17 protein-coding genes are annotated in these 20883 nt (G+C 61.8%); 12 read left to right on the forward strand and 5 right to left on the reverse strand.

Annotated features, from left to right (window positions below; all coding sequences use genetic code 11):
* Window positions 1–80 precede the first annotated feature (80 nt).
* From FJ960_RS01445 to FJ960_RS01490, 9 genes are all read left to right on the forward strand, one after another.
* The gene (locus FJ960_RS01445) at window positions 81–1574 is read left to right on the forward strand and encodes a DegQ family serine endoprotease (protein ID WP_140711506.1); all 1494 of its coding nucleotides are present in this window, start codon (window positions 81–83) and stop codon (window positions 1572–1574) included.
* A gap of 146 nt (window positions 1575–1720) precedes the next feature.
* On the forward strand, window positions 1721–3028 hold the full coding sequence (locus FJ960_RS01450) for a replication-associated recombination protein A (protein ID WP_140711507.1): 1308 nt from the start codon (window positions 1721–1723) through the stop codon (window positions 3026–3028).
* A gap of 442 nt (window positions 3029–3470) precedes the next feature.
* A complete protein-coding gene (locus FJ960_RS29730) occupies window positions 3471–3710 on the forward strand; it encodes a DUF930 domain-containing protein (protein ID WP_246672581.1) in 240 nt (79 codons plus the stop codon).
* A 157-nt stretch (window positions 3711–3867) separates the two neighbouring features.
* Entirely contained in the window at window positions 3868–4689 is an 822-nt protein-coding gene (locus FJ960_RS01460) for an aspartyl/asparaginyl beta-hydroxylase domain-containing protein (RefSeq protein ID WP_181166124.1), read from the forward strand.
* 421 nt (window positions 4690–5110) lie between these two features.
* Window positions 5111–5485, forward strand: coding sequence for a fluoride efflux transporter CrcB (crcB, locus tag FJ960_RS01470; RefSeq protein WP_140711508.1), 375 nt, complete (start codon window positions 5111–5113; stop codon window positions 5483–5485).
* Between the two features lie 104 nt (window positions 5486–5589).
* The gene (locus tag FJ960_RS01475) at window positions 5590–6570 is read left to right on the forward strand and encodes an RluA family pseudouridine synthase (protein ID WP_140711509.1); all 981 of its coding nucleotides are present in this window, start codon (window positions 5590–5592) and stop codon (window positions 6568–6570) included.
* Between the two features lie 47 nt (window positions 6571–6617).
* Complete coding sequence (locus FJ960_RS01480; protein ID WP_181174143.1) at window positions 6618–7490, forward strand: DMT family transporter; 873 nt, start codon at window positions 6618–6620, stop codon at window positions 7488–7490.
* A gap of 12 nt (window positions 7491–7502) precedes the next feature.
* Complete coding sequence (locus tag FJ960_RS01485; protein WP_140711511.1) at window positions 7503–8294, forward strand: ATP12 family chaperone protein; 792 nt, start codon at window positions 7503–7505, stop codon at window positions 8292–8294.
* 184 nt (window positions 8295–8478) lie between these two features.
* Complete coding sequence (locus FJ960_RS01490; protein ID WP_140505228.1) at window positions 8479–10368, forward strand: MFS transporter; 1890 nt, start codon at window positions 8479–8481, stop codon at window positions 10366–10368.
* 79 nt (window positions 10369–10447) lie between these two features.
* On the opposite strand, the gene FJ960_RS01495 is transcribed toward FJ960_RS01490, so the two are convergent.
* Window positions 10448–10642, reverse strand: coding sequence for a DUF2735 domain-containing protein (locus tag FJ960_RS01495; RefSeq protein WP_140505229.1), 195 nt, complete (start codon window positions 10640–10642; stop codon window positions 10448–10450).
* A 312-nt stretch (window positions 10643–10954) separates the two neighbouring features.
* Here FJ960_RS01495 and FJ960_RS01500 point away from each other — a divergent pair, with 312 nt between their 5' ends.
* Entirely contained in the window at window positions 10955–11995 is a 1041-nt protein-coding gene (locus FJ960_RS01500; RefSeq protein ID WP_140505231.1) for a glutamine synthetase beta-grasp domain-containing protein, read from the forward strand.
* Between the two features lie 661 nt (window positions 11996–12656).
* Here the strand turns inward: FJ960_RS01500 and glnA are convergent.
* Window positions 12657–14066, reverse strand: a complete 1410-nt coding sequence (gene glnA, locus FJ960_RS01505; protein WP_015317961.1) for a type I glutamate--ammonia ligase — start codon at window positions 14064–14066, stop codon at window positions 12657–12659.
* A gap of 83 nt (window positions 14067–14149) precedes the next feature.
* Window positions 14150–14488: a P-II family nitrogen regulator gene (locus tag FJ960_RS01510; RefSeq protein WP_006205430.1), complete on the reverse strand. Its 339-nt coding sequence runs from the start codon at window positions 14486–14488 to the stop codon at window positions 14150–14152.
* A gap of 357 nt (window positions 14489–14845) precedes the next feature.
* Here FJ960_RS01510 and FJ960_RS01515 point away from each other — a divergent pair, with 357 nt between their 5' ends.
* On the forward strand, window positions 14846–16375 hold the full coding sequence (locus tag FJ960_RS01515) for an NAD(P)H-hydrate dehydratase (protein ID WP_140711512.1): 1530 nt from the start codon (window positions 14846–14848) through the stop codon (window positions 16373–16375).
* A 26-nt stretch (window positions 16376–16401) separates the two neighbouring features.
* On the opposite strand, the gene FJ960_RS01520 is transcribed toward FJ960_RS01515, so the two are convergent.
* Complete coding sequence (locus tag FJ960_RS01520) at window positions 16402–17934, reverse strand: acyl-CoA carboxylase subunit beta (RefSeq protein WP_140711513.1); 1533 nt, start codon at window positions 17932–17934, stop codon at window positions 16402–16404.
* A gap of 411 nt (window positions 17935–18345) precedes the next feature.
* Here FJ960_RS01520 and FJ960_RS01525 point away from each other — a divergent pair, with 411 nt between their 5' ends.
* Entirely contained in the window at window positions 18346–19770 is a 1425-nt protein-coding gene (locus FJ960_RS01525; protein ID WP_140505234.1) for a DEAD/DEAH box helicase, read from the forward strand.
* 105 nt (window positions 19771–19875) lie between these two features.
* On the opposite strand, the gene FJ960_RS01530 is transcribed toward FJ960_RS01525, so the two are convergent.
* Complete coding sequence (locus FJ960_RS01530; protein ID WP_140505236.1) at window positions 19876–20850, reverse strand: alpha/beta fold hydrolase; 975 nt, start codon at window positions 20848–20850, stop codon at window positions 19876–19878.
* Window positions 20851–20883: the final 33 nt, after the last annotated feature.

The raw sequence follows: 20883 nt of genomic DNA on the forward strand, positions 1-20883 counted from the left end.
TAATCGGATTCCAGCGGCTTAGTCTTTCATTTTGCACATTCGTGGGGACAATGCGCCCGAACTCGCTTGGAGGATTCGCAATGCGCGCCAAAAAACTGTCCCTTGTTCTGCTCTGCGCCTTCATGGTGTTCGCAGCCGCACCGGCAGTCCGGCAGGCGCTGGCCGAGGACGCCGCCAAGCCAGCCGATCCAGGGCTCTCCGATGTACTGACCGACTTGTTGCATGGCGTCGAAGGCGAGAATGCCACTTCCGGCCCGGACAAGCGCGTGCCGTTCGGCCGCGAGGAGGTCCAGCTTTCCTTCGCGCCGCTGGTCAAGCAGACGGCGCCGGCCGTGGTCAATGTCTATGCCTCGCAGACGGCCAAGGTGACCTCGCCTTTCGAAGGCGATCCCTTCTTCGAGGAGTTTTTCGGCCGCGCCCAGCCGCGTGCGCAGTCTTCGCTGGGCTCGGGCGTGCTGGTCGATCCGAGCGGTGTCATCGTCACCAACTTCCATGTCATCAAGGACGCCGACGAGGTCAAGGTGGCGACCGCCGACGGCCGCGAATTCGCCAGCAAGGTGATGCTCAAGGACGAAACGCTCGATCTGGCCGTGCTCAAGATCGAGTCCGACAAGCCGTTTCCGGTCATCGCCATCGGCGATTCCGACGCGCTCGAGGTCGGCGACCTGGTGCTGGCCATCGGCAATCCCTTCGGCGTCGGCCAGACCACCACCAGCGGCATCGTTTCCGCCCTTGCTCGCAGCCATATCGGCGTTTCGGACTCTGGCTATTTCATCCAGACCGATGCCGCCATCAATCCCGGCAATTCCGGCGGTGCGCTGATCAATATGGGCGGCCAACTTGTGGGCATCAACACCGCCATCTACAGCCGCAGCGGCGGCTCGATCGGTATCGGGTTTGCCATCCCCGCCAATATGGTGCGGGCTTTCGCCGATGCCGCCAAGGCCGGCCTCGATTTCTTCGAACGGCCCTATATTGGCGCCGAATTCGAAGCGGTGACGCCGCAGATCGCCGAATCGCTCGGCATGGAAAAGCCAATCGGGGCGCTGGTCTCCTCGGTCGACGCGACGGGTCCCGCCGGCAAGGCAGGGCTGAAGCCGGGCGATGTCGTGCTGCAGATCAACGGCAAGCCGGTCGAGAGCATCGAGGCGCTGGACTATCGCATGGCGACGCTGTCGATCGGCACCAAGGCAAATTTCGCGATCCTGACCAAGGGCCAGCAGGCGGCGATGGACATCGCGCTGGAGCGCGCGCCGGAGGGGGCAAAAGCCTCGGAAGTGACGCTGCATGGCCGCAGCCCGTTCTCGGGCGCCAAGGTCTCGGAACTGTCGCCGCGGCTTGCCCAGAAGCTCGGCCTGCGCACCGATCTCAAGGGCGTGACCGTGATCGACATCAACCGTGATTCGCCGGCCGCCGATTTCGGCTTCCAGCCGGGCGACGTCGTGCGCGAGGTCAACGGCACCAGCATCGACACCGCCGCAACGCTGGCGCAGGTAGCGCAGCAGGATACGCGCTGGTGGCGCTTTACCGTCGAGCGCGGTGGGCAGATACTGCGCCAGGTATTGCGTTACTGAGTTCGAGCCCCTGAAGGGATCGCGCTTCAAACTTACAGCGGATCAGCGTTTTGCCGAAACGCCGATCTGCTCTATCTCCTTGTTTTGACGCAATTCCGGACGGAAAACCGCTTCACGGTTTTCCTGGGATTGCTCTGAGGAAGTGCATGGCCGATCTGTTCAGCGTCGACGAACCGGATAAGGTGCCGCCCGGGCGGCCGCTGGCCGACAGGTTGCGTCCGAAGAACCTTGGCGAGGTCGTCGGCCAGGAGCATTTGACGGGCCCCGATGGCGCGCTGACCCGGCTGATCGGCTCCGGTTCGCTGGGCTCGATGATCTTCTGGGGGCCGCCCGGCACCGGCAAGACCACGGTGGCGAGGCTGCTCGCCGGCGAGACCAGCCTTGCCTTCGAGCAGATATCGGCCGTCTTTTCCGGCGTCGCCGATCTGAAGAAAGTGTTCGAGGCGGCCAAGTTGCGCCGCGCCAACGGCCGCCAAACCCTGCTTTTCGTTGACGAGATCCACCGCTTCAACCGTGCCCAGCAGGATTCTTTTCTCCCCGTCATGGAGGATGGGACGGTCGTCCTGGTCGGCGCCACAACCGAAAACCCGTCCTTCGAACTCAACGCGGCCTTGTTATCGCGCGCGCGGGTCATGGTCTTCCATTCGCTCGGCGAAGACAGTATCGCCAAGCTGATGACGCGGGCGGAGGAGACAGGGGGCAGGGCGCTGCCGCTCGATGACGAGGCGCGGGCGATGCTCATCCGCATGAGCGATGGCGACGGGCGCGCATCGCTGACGCTGGCCGAGGAAGTCTGGCGTGCCGCCAAGCCTGGCGAGATATTCGATCCTGAAGGGCTGCAGCGCATCGTCCAGCGTCGTGCGCCGATCTACGACAAGGGCCAGGACGGCCATTACAACCTGATCTCGGCGCTGCACAAGTCGGTGCGCGGCTCGGATCCGGATGCCGCACTCTACTATCTCGCGCGCATGTTCGATGCCGGCGAGGATCCGCTCTATCTCGGCCGCCGGCTGGTACGCATGGCGATGGAGGACATCGGGCTTGCCGATCCGCAGGCACTGGTCATCGCCAATGCCGCCAAGGATGCCTATGACTATCTCGGTTCTCCGGAGGGCGAACTCGCTTTCGCCGAGGCCACCGTTTATCTCGCCACCGCGCCCAAATCCAACGCCGTCTATACGGCCTTCAAGGCAGCCACGCGGGCCGCGAAGGAACATGGCTCACTGCTGCCGCCCAAACATATCCTCAACGCACCGACCAAGCTGATGAAAGAGGAGGACTACGGCGCCGGCTACCGTTACGACCATGATGAGCCGGACGCCTTTTCAGGCCAGGACTATTTTCCCGAAAAGATGGGTCGACAGACCTTTTACGATCCGCCTGAGCGTGGTTTCGAGCGCGATATCAGAAAGCGGCTCGACTACTGGGCAAAGCTGCGCAAAGAGCGGGAATAGCCGGTTTGCGTCGCCCGGTGGTCGTCACGCTTCGGGACGAGGCTTCGCCCTGGGGCATTTCAACTTCGGTCGTCCTCCATACACTGTTCGCCGCGACACTGGCATTGATGCCGTTGCCGAAGCGGCCGAACCGGCTGGAGGAAGAGCGGGTGTCGGTCAACATCCTGGCGCCTGAACAGTTCGAGGCATCGGCGAGACCGCCGCCGGCCTCCGCCGCTGCTGCAGTGCCGGAGGCGAGGGCGGCAGAGCCAGCGCCTGCTTCGAACCCGCCCAAACCTCAACCGCCCGCCGCGCCTGCCATGATTCGCCCGACGCGGATGCTGTCGGCCAAGACCCTGGCCGATCCGCGCAGCAGGCAGGCGCGCGCCGATCTCAAGACCTTCGCATCCGACGAGGGGATGGTGCAGCTTTGCAATCTGGAGGCCATGGATCAGATCCGCCAATGGCATGCGGATTTCCAGCCGGAGCGGGTGGTGCCCTACGCAACCGCCGAGGAAAGATCACCGGCACGACGATCGCCGCTGATGGTGCGGCTTTTCGCAGCCGCAAAAACTGGTACAGTCTTAAGTTCAAATGCCAGCTCGCACAGGACGGCGAAAGCGTCATTGGCTTTGAGTTCCTGGTCGGCGATCCCGTGGCCAGGGACAAATGGGACGAGCTTGGCTTGCCGGCGGTGCATTGACAGCCCGGCAGGCTCCACCAGGCAGCCAGCCCGGCCGGATACCATGGCCGTTGTGCGGTGACCCAAAAAACCTTATCAAGGCGCACGGTCGGGCGGTGGCCGTTGCCATGATTTGGGCACCTCATTCGCAACAGGATCGCGCATCGCGCGTGGAAAAATGACAAAAACCCTTCGCAAATCGCTTCGCAAATTCGCTATTGCCATCCCGATTCTTGCCCTTGGCTTCTATTTCATACCGATCCTGACGACGATCTTCATCGTCTGTGGTCTGATCGATGTGCTGCGCAACGACAGGAAGGATCTGGCGCTGTTCAGCGGCTACTTCCTTGGCAACGGGCTTTTCACCTGGTTGCTCTCACCCTTCAACCTGCTGGTCGATCTTCTGTGCTACAGAAATCCGGGCGTGTGGAAGCTGGAGCAGTTTCCCGCCGACTATCAGCGTGAGGTCAACGAGGTCCTTGATGTCTTCAAGGCGCGCAAGGATGAGATCATCGCCGATATCGACGCCAATTTCGGCGCCGGCCGGCGCGGCATGTATGTCTACCAGTGGTACGGCAAGCACAGGATAGACAACGTCGAGGAATTCAACAAGGATTTCAAATACATCAAGACGATCGCCGTTTCCGTCTTCAGCAAGCGCGAATCGACCTCCTGGCATTTCGGGCCGCTGCGGCTCAGCCTGCGCATCCTCTACAATCTGATCCCGGTGAAAGCTGAGATTTTCGTCGAATGCGGCAATGTCAAGAACTACTGGTACGACAATCCGCAGTTCATTTTCGACGACACGCTGCTGCATCGCTCGGTCAACGAATATGATGGCCGCCGCTACTGCGTGTTCATGGATATTATCAGGCCGTCCCCGGTGCCTCGCCTGATCGCTGGCATGCTTGCGGTCGTCTCGGTGAGCGTCGAGCGCATCAATTCGATGTTCTACAAGAACTGGAAGATGATCGGCTCCACAAAGCCGAAAACCACCTGATCTGAAGAGCGGCTGAAGCTGCCTGGTCCGCCGGCAGCGCAGCCGCTTCCTGCGCAAGGAGCGGCATTTTGGTGGCCGCTCGCACCATCTTAGTATGCATTTTGAACATTGGATCTTATGAGATCCTGTCTCTGAACGCCAGTGACCCACCTGCAGCCGGGTGCGCAGATCTGCATTACAATGCCTGCGCAATACATTGTTTCGGGGGAAAGGCATCGGAGCCGCATACAGACGCATTGCGGAATACCGGCTGTCGGGCAACGTTACCGGCTATCTCTACGAGCAGATGCGTCCGGTCAGCAAACCGGAAATCGATGCCCTGTATGGCGAATTCAGGAAGAAATATCCAGGCTGGACAACGCCTGAGTGGTGACGGTCGATCGGCATTGACCGAGGCTACCGTGTGAGGCAGTAAACTTCCATGTTCAATCTGCTTCTCGTTATGGTCGGCGGCGGCATCGGTGCCGGCATCCGCCATTTGACCAGTATGGGCGCGCTGCGCCTCGTCGGCCCCAATTATCCCTGGGGAACGATGGCGATCAACATCATCGGCTCCTTTGCGATGGGCCTGTTCATCGCCATTTTGGCGCGCCGCGGCGGATCGAACGAGCTCAGGCTATTCGTCGCCACCGGCATCCTTGGCGGCTTCACCACTTTTTCCGCCTTTTCGCTCGATTTCGCGGCGCTGTGGGAACGGGGAGCCACGCTGCCTGCGTTCGCTTACGCGCTTGCAAGCGTCATTGGCGCGATCATTGCCCTGTTTCTGGGACTTTGGCTCGCAAGAAGCCTGTCATAGAGCACGCCATGGCATGCTTTATGGTTTTGGCCGGCATGCATTAGTGCTATTGCCGCGCCAAGCGCAGGCCAAGAGCCCTGCTCGGGAAAATGGATAGCGAAAAAATGGCAGGCGTTGAACAGATCACGGTGGAGGCCGGCGAGGCGGGCATGCGGCTCGATCGCTGGTTCAAGACGCATTTCCCGGGACTTGGCTTCGGCCATCTGCAGAAGCTGCTGCGCTCCGGCCAGATCCGCGTCGATGGCGGCCGGGTCAAGGCCGACACCCGCGTCGAGCCGGGCCAGATGGTGCGTGTGCCGCCGCTCGAGGTGGACAAGAAGGGCGAGAGTGCGCTCACGGGCCACTCGATCCGCAACCAGGGCGACGCCGATGTGCTCGCCAAGATGCTGCTCCATGAGGACCCGAAGGTCTTCGTCTTCAACAAGCCGGCGGGCCTTGCGGTTCAGGGCGGCTCCGGCGTCACGCGCAATGTCGACGACATGCTGGAAGCCTGGCGCAGCCAGAAGGGCGAGAAGCCGCGGCTGGTGCATCGGCTCGACCGCGATACGTCGGGCGTGCTGGTTGTCGCCCGTACCAGGCTTGCCGCCATGAAGCTCTCGGAGGCGTTCCGGGCGCGAGAAACCAAGAAGACCTACTGGGCGTTGGTCAAAGGCGTGCCGCCCAAGCGCCAGGACAAGATCTCGACCTGGCTGATCAAGGAGCCGACAGAGGATGGTGACCGCGTGCGCGTGGCCGCGCATGGTGAAAAGGGCGCCGACCATGCCGTGTCCTACTACCGCATCATCGAGCAGGCGGCGCAGACCATGACCTGGCTGGAGATGGAGCCCTATACGGGCCGCACCCACCAGCTCCGCGTCCATGCCGCCTATATCGGCTGCCCGATCATCGGCGACCCGAAATACTTCGAAGCCGACACCAACTGGGATTTTCCCGGCGGCATTCAAAACCGCCTGCACCTGCACGCACGCCGCATCATTATCCCGCACCCGGACAAGGGCGTTATCGACGTCACCGCGCCGATGCCGCCGCACATGCGCCAGAGCTGGAACCTGATCGGCTTCGACGACGCCAGCGCGGAGGATTGACCGTGAGCGGCGCCACCGACGCGCTCGATCGGCGCGACACGGTCGATATGGCCGCCGCCGCCATCATGGTCGGGCTGACCTTTTCCTGGGGCCTGAACTACGTCGCCGCCAAGATCTCCTACGCCGGCTACGACCCAGTCTTCCTGTCAATCGCACGCTCGGTCATTGGCGGCTTCTGCGTCTTCCTCTGGTGCCGCTGGCGCGGCATTGCGCTGTTCACCAGGGATGGGACATTGCCGGCGGGCATCGCGGTCGGCGTGCTTTTCGGCGTCGAGTTCCTTTGTCTCTACGTTGGCCTGGAGCATACGACCGTGGCGCGCAACACGCTGCTGGTCAACTCAATGCCGTTCTGGATGCTGATCGGCGGCCACTTCCTGCTCGGCGAACAGATCACCATGCGCAAGTTCCTCGGACTATTGTTGGCCTTCGCCGGTCTTGCCGCGGTCTTTTCCGACAAGCTCGGCGGTAGCGGAGACATGCTGTTCGGTGATCTCCTGAGCCTCGGTTCGGGGTTTTTCTGGGCCCTGACCAACATCCTTATCAAACGATCGAAACTGGTCGAGGCGAGTGCGGAAAAACTGCTGCTCTATCAGCTCGCCGGCGCGGCGATCGTTGGCGTGTTGGTAATGCCTCTCGCTGGCCCACCCGTTCGCGACCCAGCCTTGCTGCCGACATTGGCGCTGCTTTTCCAGGCAATCTATATCGTCGCCTTTACATACGTGCTGTGGTTCTGGCTGCTGCGCCGCTATCCGGCCTCAGGGCTGTCGAGCTTCACCTTCCTGTCGCCGGTGTTCGGTGTTTTATGCGGTGCGATCATCTTGAACGAGTCGCTGACCATTCGCATTTTTCTGGCACTTGGCTTGATTGCGGCGGGGCTGATCATCGTCAACCGGCCGGCACGCAAGCTGACACCGGTGTGAGAAAGAGACTTCATGCGTGACATCCTCAACGACCTTGAAGCGGGCAAGTATCTTTCCGATCCGGATCCGGTACGTCGCGCCCAGATCCAGATGAAGACGCCGCTGCCCAAGCGCTTCTACAAGGAGGTCTCGGTCGTGCCGGTGGAAGCTGGTTTTGCGGTGCAACTCGACGGCAGGCCGGTCCGCACGCCGGGCAAGGCGCTGCTGGCGCTGCCGACTGAAACGGCCGCGGCACTGGTTGCCGGCGAGTTCGCGGAACAGGGCGAGACGATCAATCCGGTGACGATGCCGGTGATGCGGCTGGTCAACACCGCCATCGATGGCGTGGCCAGCGATCCTCAGGCGGTGCTGGAAGACATTCTGCGTTTTGCCTCGTCGGATCTGCTCTGTTACCGCGCCGATGCCCCGCAAGGGCTGGTCGCGCGGCAAAACGAGCAGTGGGATCCCGTCATCGACTGGGCACGCGCCGCGCTTGGGGTTCGCTTCAACCTTGCCGAGGGTATCATCCATGTCGAGCAGCCGCGCGAAACCATTGCCGTGCTGGGCAGCCATCTGGCGCAGCGCGCCGAGCCGCTGCGCCTGGCCGCCATTCATGTCATGACATCGCTGACCGGATCGGCATTGCTGGCGTTGGCGGTCGATTTCGGCGAGCTCGATGGCGAGGAGGCCTGGGCCGCCGGCCATGTCGACGAGGACTGGCAGATCGCGCATTGGGGACAGGACGCCGAAGCAGCCGCGCGTCGTGCCGCCCGCAAACGAGACATGATGGCCGCTGTCAGCTTGCTCGAAGCGCTGCGGGCCTGAGCGCTTCGCTCCGCCTTCGCACTGCACCTAATACGAAAGTCATAATCCCATCGTCGCGGTGCCTTTCCCCGGCGCTTTCTGCCATTTTTCATGTGCTGGCTGCGCTTTTCGAGTCCGCGTTCGGAGGAGAACGCGGACGTTGGCGCACAGCATCTAGGGCTGGGTCTCACGGGAGGATAACTCAATGGCAATGGCATCGACCGTCGGCGGAAGGAGCCGGGGCATGACGCGGGAGGAGAAGAAAGTCATCTTCGCTTCCTCGCTCGGCACCGTTTTCGAATGGTATGATTTCTATCTCTACGGCTCGCTGGCGGCTTTCATCGGCTCGACCTTTTTCAGTCCGACGATTCCCGAGGCAACGCGCAACATCTTCGCGCTGCTGGCCTTTGCCGCAGGTTTCCTGGTGCGTCCGTTCGGCGCGCTGCTGTTCGGTCGCATCGGCGACCTCGTCGGCCGCAAATACACATTCCTGGTCACCATGACGATCATGGGCCTGTCGACCTTCCTGGTCGGCCTGTTGCCCGGCTATGCAACCCTGGGCATCGCTGCTCCGGTGATCCTGATTGCCCTGCGCATGCTGCAGGGTTTGGCGCTGGGCGGCGAATATGGTGGTGCGGCGACCTATGTCGCCGAGCACGCGCCCGATGACCGCCGCGGCTTTTACACCTCTTGGATCCAGACGACAGCGACGCTCGGCCTGTTTCTGTCGCTGATCGTCATCCTGATTGTGCAGGGATCGCTGAGCAAGGAGAGCTACGCCGCCTGGGGTTGGCGCATTCCTTTCATCGTCTCTTTCCTGCTGCTCGCCATTTCGATCTGGATCCGGTTGTCTCTCTCGGAGTCCCCGACCTTCCAGAAGATGAAGGACGAGGGCAAGGGCTCCAAGGCGCCGCTCTCGGAAGCCTTTGGTCAGTGGAAAAACGCAAAGATCGCTCTCCTGGCGCTGCTCGGCCTCACCGCCGGTCAGGCCGTCGTCTGGTACAATGGCCAGTTCTACGCGCTGTTCTTCCTGCAAAACGTACTGAAGGTCGACGCGCAGTCGGTCAACATCATGATCGCCGTCGCGCTGGCGCTCGGCTCGATCTTCTTCGTCGTGTTCGGCTGGCTCTCCGACAAGATCGGCCGCAAGCCGATCATCATGGCTGGCCTGGCGCTTGCCATAGTCTGCACCTTCCCGCTGTTCAAGGCATTGACCTGGGCCGCCAATCCGGCGCTCGCCAAGGCACAGCAGAGCACTCGGGCAACTGTGACGGCAGCACCCGGCGACTGCAGGTTCCAGTTCAATCCGGTCGGAACCGCGAAATTCACGACGTCCTGCGACATCGCGACTTCGTTCCTGACCAAGAACTCGGTTCCGTACGATGTGGTGTCGACGGCCGCGCCCGGGACGGCCGCGTCAGTCAAGATTGGTACAGAGACGGTGGCGTCCTACGACGCGGTCGCCGCCGGCGATCAGGCCAAGGCCAAGGACGCGGCCTTCGCCAAGGCTGTCAACATGTCCCTGCGGGACGGCGGTTATCCGCTGAAGCGTGCGGCGATCAAGGTTGCGGACCCGAAACTCGATGCGTTTGTTGCCGCCAACCCGGAACTGAAGCTGGACGCTGCCGCGATCCGTGCCGGTGAGAAGGCGACTGTGCCGATTGATCAGGCGGTCAAGGACAAGCTCTTGACTACCGAGGAGGCAGCGGGCGCACCCGAGGTCACCGTCTACAACATACCGGGCGGCGGCGCCTTCGCCATGTTCGCCGATCCGGCGGCGGTGAACTGGCCGATGACAATCGGTATCCTGTTCATCCTGGTGCTGTTCGTGACCATGGTGTACGGGCCGATCGCGGCGATCCTTGTCGAGATGTTCCCGACTCGCATTCGCTACACTGGCATGTCATTGCCCTACCACATCGGCAATGGCTGGTTCGGCGGCCTGCTGCCGGCGACGGTGTTCGCGCTCAGCGCCTACAAGGGCGATATCTATTATGGCCTCTGGTATCCGGTGGTAATCGCGGCAATGACGCTGATCATCGGCATGATCTTCGTCAAGGATACGCTCGGTACCGACCTGCACGCCAAGGAGTAGCCGATCGGCCGATACGAGCGAAAAGCCCGGCGCGAGCGATCGCGCCGGGCTTTTTCATGTGAGATCGACGTGGAGGGCTTCAGCTCTTCCGTTGCGGGTTCTCTTCCTCGACGGCGGCCTCGTGATACCAGCCATCGGAATCGGCGTGCTCGCCGCGAAGCGCGGCAAGCTCTGCCGCGAATTTGGCCTTGGCGCCTAAATTTAAGGCAGATTTGCGCGCTGCCAGCGGGAACATCAGGATTTTCGCCGACGGACGCGATTGCGTGACTTGCATTGCCGGTCTCCCTGCTTTTTCAGAAGCTTGCCGATTCAGTTCTCATTAAAATAGGTTCTGCGATTCATTTAGGCAATATGCTCATGAAAAGATCATGATTTGCCTATGATTTAAGCAGTATTGCCGTTTGGACGATCTCGACGCATTGCTGAGACGGCTCAGCAAAATCAAAGCCTTGGCATGACCATTTTGCCGCACCCGTCCGAGGCCGAGTGGCATACGAATTGCTTTTTAATCATCGGCAGGCCGGCCTGTTTCGGCCATGCATCGACATCGCCTGCTTGCGGTGTCCAAGCAACGAGAGGCTCTAGAATGACCAAATACAAGCTCGAGTATATCTGGCTCGATGGATACACCCCGGTCCCCAATCTTCGCGGCAAGACGCAGATCAAGGAATTCGCCGAGTTCCCGACGCTCGATCAGCTGCCGCTGTGGGGTTTCGACGGGTCCTCGACGCAGCAGGCCGAGGGGCATAGCTCCGATTGCGTGCTGAAGCCGGTCGCCGTCTATCCCGATCCGGCCCGCACCAACGGCGTGCTCGTCATGTGCGAAGTCATGATGCCCGACGGCGTTACGCCGCATGCATCCAACAAGCGCGCCACCATCCTCGACGACGAAGGCGCCTGGTTCGGCTTCGAGCAGGAGTATTTCTTCTACAAGGATGGCCGTCCGCTCGGCTTCCCCGAAAGCGGCTATCCCGCGCCGCAGGGCCCGTACTATACCGGCGTCGGTTATTCGAATGTCGGCTCCGTTGCGCGCCAGATCGTCGAGGAACATCTTGATCTCTGCCTCGCGGCCGGCATCAACCACGAAGGCATCAATGCCGAAGTGGCCAAGGGCCAGTGGGAATTCCAGATTTTCGGCAAGGGGTCCAAGAAGGCCGCCGACCAGATGTGGATGGCCCGCTATCTGATGCAGCGCCTGACCGAGAAGTACGGCATCGACATCGAATACCACTGCAAGCCGCTCGGCGACACCGACTGGAACGGCTCGGGCATGCATGCCAATTTCTCGACGTCCTATATGCGTGAAGTCGGCGGCAAGGCCTATTTCGAAGCGCTGATGGCGGCCTTCGACAAGAACCTGATGGACCACATCGCCGTCTACGGCCCGGACAACGACAAACGTTTGACCGGCAAGCACGAGACAGCGCCGTGGAACAGGTTCAGCTATGGCATCGCCGATCGCGGCGCCTCGATCCGCGTCCCGCATTCGTTCGTCAAGAACGACTACAAGGGCTATCTGGAAGACCGCCGTCCGAATTCTCAGGGCGACCCCTACCAGATCGCCTCGCAGATCCTGAAGACGATCGCTTCGGTGCCGGCGAGCGCAGAGGTTTCGGCCGCTGCCTGATTCTCTTTGCGGCGTGGTCAGCTCCGCGCCGCACGCGGATGTTCATTGTGGAAAAGGCCCGGCGGAAACGCCCGGGCCTTTTTTGCCGGAACGGCGAATTCCCCCAAAAAAAGTCAGGTTGAAAAGGGACGGGCAATTTCAGCCGAACGAGAGGCTTTGGTTGACGCCCCTTGCCGCCACTCGTCTCTTGCATTTCCGAGTTTCATTGAAAAAGCCCGGAAAACAGCCTGTTTCAGCTCGTCCGTACACACCGATCCTTTATATAAGCCACTGTTCATGCATTGAAATCGGCGATTTGTGCCTCCGGCAGGCGGCGTTGACAGGTAACGCCGCGGCATGCGTATTCGTCGCCTTGGGGGTTACGCCAAAGCGATGCTGTTCGAACGGGGCGGGGGTTTCGTGAACGACGGCATTGGCGGGGCGCCGGACGAGCGGGCATTGCAGCCTGAGGCAGTGCGCCGCTCGCTCCTGGCGTTCGATTGCGTCCCGAAAGGCCATCCGCCAACTTGCTCGAACGGGTTTTTTGCCACCCAATCGGAGGTCTTCTGCGGCGGCCAAGAGGGCCGGCTGCCCCAGCTGAGATGCGTCCTCCTTGGATCAGCAAAAAGCCCTTGAAGGGGGAAATCCTTCAAGAGCTTCGAAACACTATCCGAACGGAATCTTAGACCGAATAGTACATGTCGTATTCGACCGGATGTGGGGTCATTTCGAAGCGCATCACTTCGGCCATCTTGAGCTCGATATAGCTGTCGATCTGGTCGTCGTCGAAGACACCGCCGGCCTTCAGGAAGCCGCGATCCTTGTCGAGGCTCTGGAGCGCTTCGCGCAGCGAACCGCAGACGGTCGGGATCTTCTTCAGCTCCTTCGGCGGCAGGTCGTAGAGATCCTTGTCCATCGGCTGTCCCGGGTGGATCTTGTTCTTGATGCCGTCGAGGCCGGCCATCAGCATGGCGGCGAAAGCGAGATAGGGGTTCGCGCCCGGATCCGGGAAGCGGACTTCGACGCGCTTCGCTTTCGGTGAACTGCCGAATGGGATGCGGCAGGACGCCGAACGGTTGCGCGCCGAATAGGCGAGCAGCACCGGCGCCTCGTAGCCCGGCACCAGACGCTTGTAGGAGTTGGTCAGCGGGTTGGTGAAGGCATTGATCGCCTTGGCATGCTTGATGATGCCGCCGATGTAGAACAGGCAGCTCTCCGACAGACCGGCATACTCATTGCCGGCGAAAGTTGGCTTGCCGCCCTTCCAGATCGACTGGTGGACGTGCATGCCCGAGCCGTTGTCGCCGAAGATCGGCTTCGGCATGAAGGTCGCCGTCTTGCCATAGGCATTGGCGACCTGGTGCACGACGTACTTGTAGATCAGCATCTTGTCGGCGTTGCGGACTAGCGTGTCGAACTTGATGCCGAGTTCGTGCTGGGCGGCGGCCACCTCGTGGTGATGCTTTTCGACGCGCACGCCCATTTCGGCGAGCACCGTCAGCATTTCGGAGCGCATGTCCTGTGCCGAATCGATCGGCGGCACCGGGAAATAGCCGCCCTTGATGCGCGGGCGGTGACCGAGATTGCCGGTCTCGTAATCGGTGTCGTCGTTCGACGGCAGTTCGGTCGAATCCAGCTTGAAGCCGGTGTTGTAGGGATCCGCTTTGTACTTGACGTCGTCGAACACGAAGAACTCGGCTTCCGGGCCGACATAGATGGTGTCGCCGATGCCTTCCGACTTCATGTAGGCCTCGGCCTTCTTGGCCGTGCCGCGCGGATCGCGGTTGTAGGATTCGCCCGAGACCGGATCGAGGATGTCGCACAGGATGACCATGGTCGACTGCGCGAAGAACGGATCCATGTGGACCGTGTCCGGATCGGGCATCAGTACCATATCGGACTCATTGATGGCCTTCCAGCCGGCGATCGAGGAGCCGTCGAACATGACGCCGTCGGCAAACATGTCTTCCTCGACCTCGACAACATCCATCGTCACGTGCTGCAGCTTGCCCTTCGGGTCGGTGAAGCGCAGGTCGACGAATTTCACGTCGTTGTCCTTGATCTGCTTCATGATGTCTTTGGCTGTCGTCATGTCATGTATCCCTGTGTGCTGACGTTTTTTGATGGATGACGTTTCTTAGAGGATGGCCGGTCTTAGAGGATGGCCGGCTCGGATCAAACCGCGTCCATTCCGGTTTCGCCGGTGCGGATGCGCACGACTTCCTCGATGTTGGAGACGAATATCTTGCCGTCGCCGATGCGGCCGGTCTGGGCCGCCTTGCGGATGGCCTCGATCGCGCCTTCCACGGCATCGTCGCCGAGCACGACCTCGATCTTCACCTTGGGCAGGAAGTCGACGACATATTCGGCGCCGCGGTAGAGTTCGGTGTGACCCTTCTGGCGCCCGAACCCCTTGGCCTCGGTCACGGTGATGCCTTGCAGTCCGGCCTCCTGAAGCGCTTCCTTCACTTCGTCCAGCTTGAATGGCTTGATGATCGCTTCGATCTTTTTCATGTAAAAAGTGGCCTCCACTGCCAAAAAAACGGGTTGTGAGCCCCCGCTTGCGCCTCAATCAAGCACGAACTGTGCCAGTCGGAGGGAACAGAAGCGGTGTCATACGATTTCAAAGCCATGTCACCCCCAGATGCAAATTCGCGTCATGCGCTGCATTGGAAGCGGTATGAATGGCTGTAGCCTATCCGGCACTCCTGTGCATGTCTGCCCAATATCTGGGCAAATTGCTCATCTGGTGCGCAGCTTGGTGCCTGCGATCCTTGCGCCGATCGACATGGTCATGACAGCGCCAGCTCCTCCCCGTTTGCATCGAGCCGAAAACTGGACAATGCTTGATCGAATGCGGATCGGCAATCCATGAGCCACGAACTTCTTACTTCCGCCGAGATGGACGAGGCGGATCGGCTGACAATTGCAGCAGGTCCAACCGACGGCATTGGATTGATGCGACGTGCAGGGCAAGCCGTCGCGGCCGAAGTGCTCAGGCGCTATCCAGCGGCGGCGCGCGTCCATGTGTTGTGCGGCCCGGGCAACAATGGTGGCGACGGTTATGTCGTTGCCCGGATCCTCGCCGGCAGCGGCGTCGCCACCACGGTCTGGGCGTCTGCCCCGCCGAAGCCGCATAGCGATGCGGCACTCGCCGCCGCCGAATGCCCAATCAAGCCCCGGCCGCTATCGGACTTTGATGCCGGACCCGGCTCGATCGTCGTCGATGCGCTTTACGGGGCAGGGCTGTCCAAGCGGCTGTCGGGTGAGGCCGCCAGGGCGGTCGATCTGGTCACCGACCTGCATTTGCCGGTTGTCGCGGTCGACCTTCCTTCCGGCATTGCCGGCGACAGCGGCAAGGTGCTCGGCAGGTCGTTTTCGGCCGAGCTCACAGTGACCTTTGCGCGCAAGAAGCCCGGCCATCTGCTCCTGCCCGGCCGGGAGCGATGCGGCGAGATCGTGCTTGCCGATATCGGCATTGGGCTGGAGATCATTGCAAGGCTCCAGCCCCGGACGTTCGAGAATGGACCAGCGCTTTGGTTGCGCTATTTGCCGGTGCCGGCCGTCGACGCGCACAAATACAAGCGCGGCCATGTCGGTGTCTTTTCCGGTGGCCCCAATGCCACCGGCGCGGCGCGGCTCTCTGCATTTGGCGCTGCCCGAAGCGGGGCAGGGGCGGTGACGGTCCTGTCGCCGGGCAACGCCATGCAGGTCAATGCCGCGCACCTGACCTCGATCATGCTGCGCAGGGCCGACGACGCTGCCGACATTGAGGCATTTGTCGAGGAGCGCCGGCCATCGGCCTTTGTTCTCGGGCCTGGCTTTGGCGTCGGTGAAAAAACCCAGGCGTTCGCGCTTGCGCTACTCGCGTTGGGCAAGCCAGCGGCCGCGTCCACTGGAATTGCCGGCCTGGTCTTCGACGCCGACGCGATCACTTCGTTTCGTGAGGCGCCAGATGTCTTGTTCGAAGCCGCCCGCGGGCCGAACGCGCCCGCGCTGGTGATGACACCGCATGAAGGGGAGTTCGCCAGGCTGTTACCTGGCATCGCCGATGACAATGCCTCATCGAAGCTTGACAAGGCACGCGCGGGGGCAGCGCGCGCCAATGCCGTCATCGTCTACAAGGGCGCCGATACGGTGATCGCCGCTCCGGACGGCAGGGCAGCGATCAATTCCAATGGCGCGGCCTGGCTTGCCCACGCTGGGTCGGGCGATGTGTTGTCCGGCATCACGGCCGGACTGCTTGCCCAAGGCATGCCGGCCTTCGAAGCGGCCTGCGCGGCGGTCTGGATTCACGCCGAGACCGGCAGTCGGTTCGGGCCGGGGCTGGTCGCCGAGGATTTGCAGCAGGCGATGATGCCGGTGCTGCGCGAACTGGTTGCTGCCGGAGGCGGGCGCTGATCAACCGCGATGCCCGCGACACCAGCTCACAGCGGAATGTTGTCGTGCTTCTTCCAGGGGTTCTGCATATCCTTGTTGCGCAGCATGCGAAGCGCCCGGGCGATACGGCGGCGGGTCGAGTGCGGCATGATCACCTCGTCGACATAGCCGCGCTCGGCGGCTACGAACGGCGACAGGAAGCGGTCCTCGTAAGCCTTTGTACGGGCAGCGATTTTTTCGGCATCGCCGATGTCCTTGCGGTAGATGATCTCGACCGCGCCTCTCGCCCCCATAACGGCGATCTGCGCCGTCGGCCAGGCATAGTTCATGTCGCCGCGCAGATGCTTCGACGCCATGACGTCGTAGGCGCCGCCATAGGCTTTGCGGGTGATGACGGTGATCTTCGGCACGGTTGCCTCGGCATAGGCGAAAAGCAGCTTGGCGCCATGCTTGATCAGACCGCCATACTCCTGCGCCGTGCCGGGCAGAAAACCGGGAACATCGACGAAGGTGACTATCGGGATTGAAAAGCAGTCGCAGAAACGCACGAAGCGCGCCGCCTTGCGGCTGGCGTCGGAATCGAGCACGCCCGCCAGAACCATTGGCTGGTTGGCGACAAAGCCGACCGTGCGGCCCTCTACCCGGCCGAAACCGGTGACGATGTTCTTCGCAAAACTCTGCTGGATCTCGAAGAAATCACCCTCATCGGCGACCTTCAGGATCAGCTCCTTGATGTCGTAGGGCTTGTTGGCATTGTCGGGGATCAGCCGGTCGAGCGACATGTCATGGTCGGTGACCGACTGGTAGCATTCGATCTCGGGGAGCTCCGACGTATTGGAAGCTGGCAACAGGTCGACCAGCCGGCGCATCTGCAAGAGTGCTTCGACGTCATTGTCATAGGCGCCGTCGGCGATCGAGGATTTCGTTGTGTGGACGGAAGCGCCGCCGAGGCTCTCGGCGGTCACCGTCTCGTTGGTCACGGTCTTCACCACATCCGGCCCTGTGACGAACATGTAAGAGGTATCGCGCACCATGAAGATGAAATCGGTCATCGCGGGCGAATAGACGTCACCGCCGGCACAAGGGCCCATGATGACGGAGATCTGCGGAATGACACCCGAAGCGAGCACATTGCGCTGGAAGATCTCGGCATACCCGCCGAGTGCGGCGACGCCTTCCTGGATGCGCGCGCCCCCGGCATCGTAGAGGCCGATGATCGGCGCGCGATTGCGCAGCGCCATCTCCTGCACCTTGATGACCTTTTCGGCATGGGCTTCCGACAGCGAGCCCCCGAACACCGTGAAATCCTTGGCGAAGAGATAGACCGGCCGGCCGTTGACCGTGCCCCAGCCGGTGACGACGCCATCGCCTGCGATCTTGGTCTTCTCCATGCCGAAGTCGGTCGAGCGGTGCTCGACATACATGTCGAACTCCTCGAAAGAACCCTCATCGAGGAACACCTCGATGCGTTCGCGCGCTGTGAGCTTGCCCTTCTTGTGCTGGGCGTCGATGCGGGCCTGGCCGCCACCCATGCGGGCGATGTCACGCCGCCGCTCGAGTTCCTTCAGCACGTCTTTCATCGCTCGGTCCCCAGAAAACGGAAGCTGCGTTTGTGGTAATGATGCCCGTCGGGGAGCGCAAGCGTCGGCTTTTGGTTGGTTTTTGCTGCACCGCAACATCGCGCCTCTTGCATTCCGGGGCGAACTCAGCCATATGCAACCCATAGGCGCTTGGGCCGGGAGATTCCGGCCTTCTCGACAAATGAGACTGGTTGCGTCTGTTTTCCCTCTTTCCGGTATATCGGCCCCTCTTTCCGGTACATCACAAAGTGGCGAAAAAGCCCCGTGGCATGATGCCTGCGGGCACGACAGCGCAGCCGAGTGGACGCACGTGTCCGCCCGCCTTGTCGTTCCATATCAAATTTTCGACGGCAGGTTGCGCCCTGCCGCGATTGACGTTTGCGGCCAGAGGCCGCGTGAAAGAAGATTATTTTGACCAACGAAAACACTTTGCCCGGCAACGACACCGCGGAACTCTCCGGTTTCGCGGCGCTGGGAATTACGGGTGCGCTGCTCAAGGCCACCCACAATGCCGGATTCGCCGAACCGAAGCCGATCCAGATGCAGGCCATCCCGCCGCAGCTGGAAGGCCGTGACATTTTCGGCATTGCGCAGACCGGCTCCGGCAAAACCGCGGCCTTTGCGCTGCCGATCCTATCGAAGATCATCGCGCTCGGCACCAAGCGGCGCGCCAAGACGACCCGCGCGCTGATCCTGGCGCCGACCCGCGAACTTGCGGTGCAGATCGAGGACACCATCAAGATCCTCGCCAAAGGCGCGCATGTCTCGACGGCACTCGTGCTGGGCGGCGTCTCGCGCTTCAGCCAGGTGAAGAAGGTTGCTCCCGGCGTCGATATCCTCATCGCCACGCCCGGTCGCTTGACCGACCTCGTGCGCGAGGGCGACCTCATCCTCTCCGACACCAAATGGCTGGTGCTGGACGAGGGCGATCGCATGCTCGACATGGGCTTCATCAACGACGTCAAGCGCATTGCCAAGGCGACCGCGCCCGATCGCCAGACGGCGCTCTTCTCGGCCACCATGCCGGACGAGATCGCTGAACTCGCCAAGGGCCTCCTGAAGAACCCTGTCCGTGTCGAAGTCTCGCCGCAAAGCACTGCGGCCGCCGAAATCGTCCAGGGCGTCGTCTTCGCCCGCACCAAGCAGAAGCGCCAGGTGTTGTCGACGATGCTCGCCGATGAGGCGATGAAGTCCGTCATCATCTTTTCGCGTACCAAACATGGTGCGGACCGGGTGACCAAGGACCTCGAGCGCGACGGCTTCAAGGCCGCCGTTATCCACGGCAACAAGTCGCAGAATGCCCGTCAGAAGGCGCTGAATGATTTCCGCGACGGTTCGGTGCGCATCCTGGTCGCGACCGACATCGCCGCGCGCGGCATCGACGTGCCCGGCATCAGCCATGTCGTGAATTTCGACCTGCCGGACGAGGCTGAAAGCTACGTCCACCGCATCGGCCGCACCGGTCGCAACGGGATGGATGGCATCGCGATCACGCTTTGCGATCCTTCGGAGAACAGCAAGCTGCGCCAGGTCGAGCGGATCATCCGCACCAAGCTGCCTGTTGTTGCCGACCATCTCGGCAGCCCCGATCCGGCACGCAATCCGGCGGAAAAGAACGAGCGCTTCGAACCCGCCAATGATCGCAGCGACCGCAATGGGCGTCGCGACGGCCGGCGACCGGGCGGCGAGAAGAAGCAGAACAACGGCTTCGGCAACAAGCGTTTCGGCGACAAGCCAGCCTTTGCCGGCGAACGCAAGCCCGAAGGCGCCAAGCCCTTCAAGGGGAACAACAAGCGCCGCTTCGGCGGCAAGCGTCCGGCGGCGCGAGCTGCTTAATACGCCTTATGCAGTTGGCCAACCCTTGGTGGTTGGCTGGTGACTGACCAACAAAGAAAGGGGCTGATGAAGCAATGCTTCATCAGCCCTTTTCGTCTCCGAACCTTACTTCGCCACCGCCTCGACCCAGACAGCAATCCGTTGCGCCAGGAAAGCCGTGGTGGATGGCGACAGCGCGTCGCCGGCGATGACATGATTGTCGGGATCGCCACTGCTTTCGATGGGGACCAGCTCATGCGGGCCACCCCAGCGCGCGGCGATTTCGCGGGTACGGTCGGCCCGCACCACTCTGTCCAAATCCGAGAAGATGAACAAAGCCGGGATGGTCGCCTTCTCCACGGGCGCGCCATAGGCTAGCTCCGTCAGGGCCTGCATCGGCATTGTCGCTGCGATCGGATATCTGGTGGTCCAGAATTTCTCATGCAGCGCGTTGCGCGGCGCGAAGTTGCGTTCCCTGCCGGCGACGAGTTCGGCGATCTGCTTTCCCCATGGCATGGTCAGGACCTCGGCGCCGGATGCCTTCACGCCGAAATTAGGCGAGATGAATGCAATGGCCGCCACGCCCTCGGATGCACCGGCCTGCGTCGCCGCCCAGGCCGCCAGCGAGCCGCCGGTCGACGTTGAGATGACGATCACCTTGTCGCCGATCGCCCGGCCGATGGCGAGCGCCTCCTCATAGTCGTTGATCCAGGCATTGACACTGCCTTGCGTCATCGCCGCGCCGTCCTGGCCGTGACCGGTGAGGCGGGTGTAGAACAGGTTGGCGTCGAGCTGGTCGGCAACGTCGTCGGGCAAGGGCCGGACCTCGCCCTTCGATGCGGAAAAGCCATGGACGTAGACGATCGACAGCGGCGTCTTGGCGTGCACCATCGGGTTCGCCCAGACGATCTCCTTCTCCAGCCCGTCGCGAATACCGGGCATGGCGGCTTCAACCTTTGCCACATAGGCTTGTGGGTCGTCACCGATGACGGAAGGATCGAAACGGATCGTGGTGTCGACGGGTACGCGTGGACCCAATACGGAGGCCAGTGCGAGGATGGCGATCAGGCCCAGCACAGCAAACACGATCCGTCGCCCCATCGCAGACTCCACGCAACAACATTCAAGCTATGG

It is taken from the genome of Mesorhizobium sp. B2-3-11 (assembly GCF_006442215.1).
GTDB classification, from domain to species: domain Bacteria; phylum Pseudomonadota; class Alphaproteobacteria; order Rhizobiales; family Rhizobiaceae; genus Mesorhizobium; species Mesorhizobium salmacidum.

Coding starts and splice junctions, on each gene's coding strand:
- FJ960_RS01445 (WP_140711506.1), top strand. CDS start 81: ATGCGCGCCAAAAAACTGTCCCTTGTTCTGCTCTGCGCCTTCATGGTG.
- FJ960_RS01450 (WP_140711507.1), top strand. CDS start 1,721: ATGGCCGATCTGTTCAGCGTCGACGAACCGGATAAGGTGCCGCCCGGG.
- FJ960_RS29730 (WP_246672581.1), top strand. CDS start 3,471: ATGGCATGCGGATTTCCAGCCGGAGCGGGTGGTGCCCTACGCAACCGC.
- FJ960_RS01460 (WP_181166124.1), top strand. CDS start 3,868: ATGACAAAAACCCTTCGCAAATCGCTTCGCAAATTCGCTATTGCCATC.
- crcB (WP_140711508.1), top strand. CDS start 5,111: ATGTTCAATCTGCTTCTCGTTATGGTCGGCGGCGGCATCGGTGCCGGC.
- FJ960_RS01475 (WP_140711509.1), top strand. CDS start 5,590: ATGGCAGGCGTTGAACAGATCACGGTGGAGGCCGGCGAGGCGGGCATG.
- FJ960_RS01480 (WP_181174143.1), top strand. CDS start 6,618: ATGGCCGCCGCCGCCATCATGGTCGGGCTGACCTTTTCCTGGGGCCTG.
- FJ960_RS01485 (WP_140711511.1), top strand. CDS start 7,503: ATGCGTGACATCCTCAACGACCTTGAAGCGGGCAAGTATCTTTCCGAT.
- FJ960_RS01490 (WP_140505228.1), top strand. CDS start 8,479: ATGGCAATGGCATCGACCGTCGGCGGAAGGAGCCGGGGCATGACGCGG.
- FJ960_RS01495 (WP_140505229.1), bottom strand. CDS start 10,642: ATGCAAGTCACGCAATCGCGTCCGTCGGCGAAAATCCTGATGTTCCCG.
- FJ960_RS01500 (WP_140505231.1), top strand. CDS start 10,955: ATGACCAAATACAAGCTCGAGTATATCTGGCTCGATGGATACACCCCG.
- glnA (WP_015317961.1), bottom strand. CDS start 14,066: ATGACGACAGCCAAAGACATCATGAAGCAGATCAAGGACAACGACGTG.
- FJ960_RS01510 (WP_006205430.1), bottom strand. CDS start 14,488: ATGAAAAAGATCGAAGCGATCATCAAGCCATTCAAGCTGGACGAAGTG.
- FJ960_RS01515 (WP_140711512.1), top strand. CDS start 14,846: ATGAGCCACGAACTTCTTACTTCCGCCGAGATGGACGAGGCGGATCGG.
- FJ960_RS01520 (WP_140711513.1), bottom strand. CDS start 17,934: ATGAAAGACGTGCTGAAGGAACTCGAGCGGCGGCGTGACATCGCCCGC.
- FJ960_RS01530 (WP_140505236.1), bottom strand. CDS start 20,850: ATGGGGCGACGGATCGTGTTTGCTGTGCTGGGCCTGATCGCCATCCTC.